Origin of the sequence: Thiohalophilus sp., assembly GCF_031581315.1 — a bacterium.
Classification (GTDB): Bacteria; Pseudomonadota; Gammaproteobacteria; order UBA6429; family Thiohalophilaceae; genus Thiohalophilus.
In genome coordinates this window covers 1-5,958 of sequence record NZ_JAVLAZ010000121.1, presented here as the reverse complement: position 1 = coordinate 5,958, position 5,958 = coordinate 1, and the positions used below count along the sequence as shown (strand labels likewise).

Here is a 5,958-nt window from a genome sequence, read left to right as displayed (position 1 = left end):
CGCGGATCCTGAAAGGTAATCCGAAAACAGCTGCCGCCGGTAGCGACCGGTTCATAGTTTAAATGGGCCTGGTTGGCTTCGGCCAGTTCCCGGGAGATATACAGCCCCAGGCCGGTGCCGGAGGTGGCCGTGGTGTAAAACGGTTCGAAAATATGCTCGGCCACGTTCGAGGGAATGCCCGGGCCGTGATCCACGATATCGATGAACGGTCGGCCCGACTCCTCGGTCAGCGCGGCGCGGATCTCCACCTTGGGGAAGCCGGGATATTCCTCGCTGTGGCGCACGGCGTTATGACACAGGTTGGTCAGGATCTGATCCAGATGGGTCGGATCGAAACGCACCTGCAACTGCGAAGGGTTGATGGTAATCCCGATCAGTTCCGGGTGCAGCCCCTGGCCGGAGAGAAACTCGTGCACGAATTTGGGTAAGAACTGATTGAGTTCGATGAGCCGGGGCGTGGAATGGTCCCGCCGGCTCAGTTGCATGATGTTCTCGACGATGGTGTTCATGCGTTTCGATTGATCGCCAATGATCCCGGTCAGGCGTCGGTCGTGCTCATCCAGTTGCGGTGATTCACCGAGTAACTGACCGGCGTGGCTGATGGCGCCCAGCGGATTGCGGATCTCGTGGGCGATGCTGGCCGTGAGCCGGCCCAGCGCCGCCAGCTGCAGCTGCTGGGCCTGGCGCGCCAGGGCGGTGGCATCTTCCAGAAAGATCAGGGTGCCGGTGGCGTCCTCCTGGCCGAGGCGGGCAAAGCGGGGCATTACCCGGGGATGTTCGGCCGAAGGCTGGATCATCTCGATGTCGGTGGCCGGATCCGCTTCCCATTGATGCAGCTGATCGGCCAGCTCCGGTGAAAGCGGGTCGAGTCGGCTGTGGTGGGTCGCCGAGGGCATGCCCAGCATGTACCAGGCCGATTCGTTCATCAGGCGAATCTGATCTTCGTTGTCGACCACAATAATCCCGGTTTGCATGCGCTGGATAATATGTTCGGTCAGTTGCGACATATTGGCCAGGTCCAGCCCGCGCCGCTGGGCCAGCGCTTCCGATTCGCGTATGCGATGGGCAAAACCGTGTACCGCCAGGGCGGTGACAAACAGGACCAGGCCCAGGATCCCCGCCTGGGTGTAGTTGTTGGGTTCGCCGAGGCCGATGTACTGGGCGTAGAGCTGTTCGGCCAGGACAGCCAGGGTGGCCAGGGCCGCGAACATCAGCGGATGGCGGCCCCCCATGACGATACTGCCGCCGGCCACGGTGACAATCAGCAGGGTTCCCAGGCCACTGGTGATACTGCCACTGGCATGCATCAGCAGGGCGGTGGCAAGAATATCGGTACCGATTTGCAGATAAACCTGGATATCAAACCGCGGCCAGCGGTTGCTGATAAGCAGAATGAAGACAATGGCGGCTGCAAAGTAGAACAGGGAGACCCCGTAAAACAGCACCGGATCGTGGCTGGCCAGAGGCGGTAACAGATAGCCGCTGTAAAACAGGCCGGTAAACAGGCCGCTGATTAACAGGCGATAGAGATTGAGCAGGGCCAGCGGTTTCCAGATCTGGATGTCGCTGTCGCCTGCGCCGACAAGAAAACGGTTGCCTTCGGTCTCCGTGCTCATAAATTAGCGTGGTCCGGCGCCGGCTTAACGATCGCGGGGCAGGTGCGCCCGGCTGCAGTAATAATGCCCGTCCTGCTCCAGCGCTTCTTTTTCGGGCACATGGGTGCCGCACTGCTCGCAACGGACCATATTTTCAATGGGGCGGGTCGGCTGTTTTTTTGACGCCGAACGACGTTGCTGGCCCAGGGCCTTGAAACGCTGATAGAGACGGATAATCAGCCAGATTAGCAGGGCCAGCAGAATAACGCGCACCAGTCCGGGCATGGGAATTCCTGAGTCGAATGTACCGAACGGGCATGATAACCCAATTTGCCGCGGGATATCCCGGCGCGGGTTTTGCGTCTGCCCCCGGATTGTTCCAGAATAGGTGCTGGCTTCTCCCAGAACAAGAATATGAATCTTCACGAATTTCAGGCCAAGCAATTGTTTGCCCGCTACAACATTCCGGTGCCCGAGGCGCGGGTCGCCGAGTCGGTCGAGGCGGCGCGATCCGCCGCTCGCGAACTGGGGGGTGCGCAGTGGATGGTCAAGGCCCAGGTGCATGCCGGCGGCCGCGGCAAGGCCGGCGGGGTGGTCAAGGCCGGCTCGGCGGAGGAACTGGAAGCCGCGGCCGATCGCCTGCTGGGTTCCCGGCTGGTGACCGGACAGTCCGCTCCCGAGGGGCAGCCGATCAACCAGGTCTTGATCGAAAGCCCGAGCGACATCGCCGCCGAGTATTACCTGGGCATGCTGGTGGATCGCGCCCTCTCACGCGTCGTGTTCATGGCCTCCGCCGCCGGCGGCATGAACATCGAGGAGGTGGCCCGCGAGACACCGGAGAAAATTCTCACCGTGCCGGTGCACCCGGCTGCCGGACTGCAGGGCTATCAATGCCGGCAGCTGGCTTTTGGCCTGGGCCTGGAAAAACAGCTCAAGTCCCTGACGGCCATCATGCAGGGCCTGTATCGACTGTTCATGGACAACGATCTGAGTCTGGTGGAGATCAACCCGCTGGTGCTGACGGCCGACGGTGAACTGCTGGCGGTGGATGCCAAGATCAATCTTGATGACAGCGCCCTCTACCGGCATCCGGAGTTACAGGCGCTGCGCGATGCCAGTCAGGAAGATGAACGGGAAAATCGCGCTCATCAGCACGGCCTCAATTACGTCAGCCTCGACGGTAATATCGGTTGTATGGTCAACGGCGCCGGGTTGGCGATGGCGACCATGGATCTGATTCAACTGCATGGCGGGGCGCCGGCCAACTTTCTCGATGTAGGGGGCGGCACCACCGCCGAGAAAGTTGCGGAGGCGTTCAAGCTGATCCTCTCCGACAGCAAGGTGAAAGCGATCCTGGTTAACATCTTCGGCGGCATCGTGCGCTGCGATCTGATCGCCGAGGGCATCATCCAGGCGGTGAAAGAGACCGGGCTCGAACTGCCGGTGGTGGTGCGCCTGGAAGGGACCAATGTGGATCAGGGCAAGGCGCTGTTACAACAGAGCGGGCTGGACATTATTGCAGCGGATGGACTGAGCGACGCGGCGACCCGGGTGGTCGAGGCCGCCGGAGGGCAGGCCTGATGGCAATATTGATCGATAAAGACACCCGGGTGATCGTGCAGGGCTTGACCGGCAAGCAGGGCAGTTTTCATGCCGAGCAGGCCATCGAGTATGGGACAAAGATCGTCGGTGGCGTCACGCCCGGCAAGGGGGGCACGACCCACCTGGAACAGCCGGTGTTCAATACCGTCGCCGATGCGGTGCGTGAGACCGGCGCCAATGCCAGCATGATCTACGTGCCGGCCGCCTTTGCCGCCGATGCGATCCTGGAAGCGGCCGATGCCGGTATCGAAGTGATCGCCTGTATTACCGAGGGCATCCCGGTGTTGGACATGCTGCGCGTTAAAGCTGCATTGAAGGACAGTGACAGCTATCTCATCGGTCCCAACTGCCCCGGTATTATCACGCCGGACCAGTGCAAGATCGGTATCATGCCCGGTGCCATTCATCAGCCGGGCGGGATTGGTATTATCTCGCGCTCCGGCACGCTCACCTATGAAGCTGTTTATCAGACGACCCAGAACGGGCTGGGCCAGAGCACCTGTATCGGCATCGGCGGCGATCCCATCCATGGACTGAATTTCGTCGACTGTCTGTCGCTGTTCGAAAACGATCCCGCCACCCGCGGCATGATCCTGGTGGGCGAGATCGGCGGTGGCGAAGAGGAAGAGGCGGCCGAGTTCATCCGCCACCATGTCAGCAAACCGGTGGTGGCTTACATTGCCGGCGTTACCGCACCGCCGGGTAAACGCATGGGTCATGCCGGTGCGATTATCTCCGGCGGTAAAGGGACGGCCGAGGGCAAGTTCACTGCCCTGCAGGAAGCCGGGGTTATAGTCAGCCGCTCTCCGGCCGAGATGGGTCAGCTGATGCAAGAACAGCTCGGTAGCTGAGCCCTGCATCAGTTCTACTATTAAAAATGATCCTCGCCAGAATGCGCCGATGCGGGAATACCTTGAATATTTTCAGTCCGCCAATCAACGCCAATGAACGCGAATGTGAAAAACAGAGTTTGCGTTTATTCGCGTTCATTGGCGGATTAGAATCGCCTTGCTGTTTTGCAAGAGATCAATCCGGGGATGAGTGCAGAAATGCGCCGATGCCGGAATACGTTGACTATTTTCAGTCCGCAAATAAACGCCAATGTACGCGAATAGGAAAACAGAGTTTGCGTTTATTCGCGTTCATTGGCGGATTAGAATCGCCTTGCTGTTTTGCAAGAGATTAATCCGGGGATGAGCATAGACATGCCTGAACAGGAACTACGGATCGCCATTGCCCAGATCAATCTGCTGGTCGGGGAGATGGAGGGTAACGCCCGGCGCATTATCGAGGCGATGCAGGACGCGCGGGATAATCTACAGGCCGATATACTGATTACCCCTGAACTGGCTCTCACCGGCTACCCCCCCGAGGATCTGCTGTTACGCCCCGGTATGTACGAACGTATCGACCGGGCCCTGTTACAAATTCAACAGCAGGTCACCGGGATCGATCTGCTGCTCGGTTATCCCGAGCAGACGCCCGAAGGGGTCTATAATTCGGCGGCGGTAATTCGCGAAGGGAAGATCATCGCCCATGCGCGCAAGGAAAACCTGCCGAACTACAGCGTATTTGACGAGAAGCGCTATTTTACACCGGAACACGATAGTTGCGTGGTTCGTATCAAGGGCGCCAATGTCGGTATTACGATTTGCGAAGACATCTGGTTTCCCGAGCCACCACAACGGCTCAAGCAAGCCGGTGCCGATCTGATTCTGAATATCAACGCTTCGCCGTACCATATTAATAAAGGTTACGAGCGAGAACAGGCCGTCGCGGATCGTTGCCGGGAAACCGGCCTGCCTGTGGTGTATGCCAACCTGGTCGGCGGTCAGGACGAGCTGGTGTTCGATGGCGACTCGTTCGTGATGAACGGCCAGAGCACTGTGACCCAGCGTGTTCCTGCCTTTACTGAAAAGCTGGAACGGGTGCGTTTTAAGCAGACCGAATCGGGCTGGCAGCCGGTACAGACCGATGTGTTGCCGGCGCCGCTGTCGACTACCGCCAGCGTCTATCAGGCCCTGGTGCTGGGGGTGCGCGACTTTGTGCACAAGAACGGTTTCAACGGCGGGGTTATCGGCCTGTCCGGCGGAATCGATTCGGCCCTGACCCTGGCCATTGCCGTCGATGCGCTGGGCGGTGACGAGATCGAGGCGGTGATGATGCCCTCGCGCTATACCGCCGACATGAGTGTGGAGGATGCCGCTGAACAGGCGCGCACCCAGAGTGTCAATTACCGGGTCATTGCCATCGAACAACCCTTTAACGCTTTTCTTGAGATACTGGCTGATGAATTCGCCGGCCTGCCGGTGGATACCACCGAGGAGAATATCCAGGCCCGTTGCCGCGGCGTGTTGCTGATGGCCATCTCCAACAAAAAACGCAAAATGGTCCTGACCACCGGCAACAAGAGCGAGATGGCGGTCGGTTACGCCACGCTCTACGGCGACATGGCCGGCGGCTTCGATGTGCTCAAGGATGTGCCCAAGACCCTGGTGTATGAACTGGCCAATTACCGCAACACCCTCTCCCCCGTGATTCCACAACGGGTCATCGACCGCCCGCCCTCGGCAGAGCTGGCACCCGACCAGCAGGATACCGACAGCCTGCCGCCCTACGACGTGCTGGATGCGATTCTGGAGATGTACGTGGAAAAGGACATGGGACTGGAGGATATCGTCTCCCGCGGTTACGACCGGGAAATCGTGCAAAAGGTGATGCAGATGGTGACGCGTAACGAGTACAAGCGTCGTCAGGCGCC

The 5,958-nt window shown here is 59.6% G+C and carries 5 protein-coding genes; 3 read left to right on the top strand and 2 right to left on the bottom strand.

What is annotated here, in order from left to right; genetic code table 11:
* The coding region (locus RI563_RS12310; RefSeq protein WP_310694681.1) for a HAMP domain-containing sensor histidine kinase at window positions 1-1,616 on the bottom strand (1,616 nt) is incomplete at its 3' end.
* A 24-nt stretch (window positions 1,617-1,640) separates the two neighbouring features.
* A complete protein-coding gene (locus tag RI563_RS12305) occupies window positions 1,641-1,880 on the bottom strand; it encodes a PP0621 family protein (RefSeq protein WP_310694680.1) in 240 nt (79 codons plus the stop codon).
* A 129-nt stretch (window positions 1,881-2,009) separates the two neighbouring features.
* On the opposite strand from RI563_RS12305, the gene sucC reads away from it, so the two are divergent.
* The 3 genes from sucC to RI563_RS12290 form a co-directional block, all read left to right on the top strand.
* Window positions 2,010-3,176, top strand: coding sequence for an ADP-forming succinate--CoA ligase subunit beta (sucC, locus tag RI563_RS12300; RefSeq protein ID WP_310694679.1), 1,167 nt, complete (start codon window positions 2,010-2,012; stop codon window positions 3,174-3,176).
* Window positions 3,176-4,048, top strand: a complete 873-nt coding sequence (sucD, locus tag RI563_RS12295) for a succinate--CoA ligase subunit alpha (RefSeq protein WP_310694678.1) — start codon at window positions 3,176-3,178, stop codon at window positions 4,046-4,048. The genes sucC and sucD overlap by 1 nt, the downstream gene beginning before the upstream one ends.
* A 354-nt stretch (window positions 4,049-4,402) precedes the next feature.
* A partial coding sequence (locus RI563_RS12290) for an NAD+ synthase (protein ID WP_310694677.1) occupies window positions 4,403-5,958 on the top strand: 1,556 nt, incomplete at its 3' end.

What these genes read in the sequence shown, in the direction of transcription:
- RI563_RS12305 (WP_310694680.1), bottom strand. Translation starts at nt 1,880, where the DNA reads ATGCCCGGACTGGTGCGCGTTATTCTGCTGGCCCTGCTAATCTGGCTG.
- sucC (WP_310694679.1), top strand. Translation starts at nt 2,010, where the DNA reads ATGAATCTTCACGAATTTCAGGCCAAGCAATTGTTTGCCCGCTACAAC.
- sucD (WP_310694678.1), top strand. Translation starts at nt 3,176, where the DNA reads ATGGCAATATTGATCGATAAAGACACCCGGGTGATCGTGCAGGGCTTG.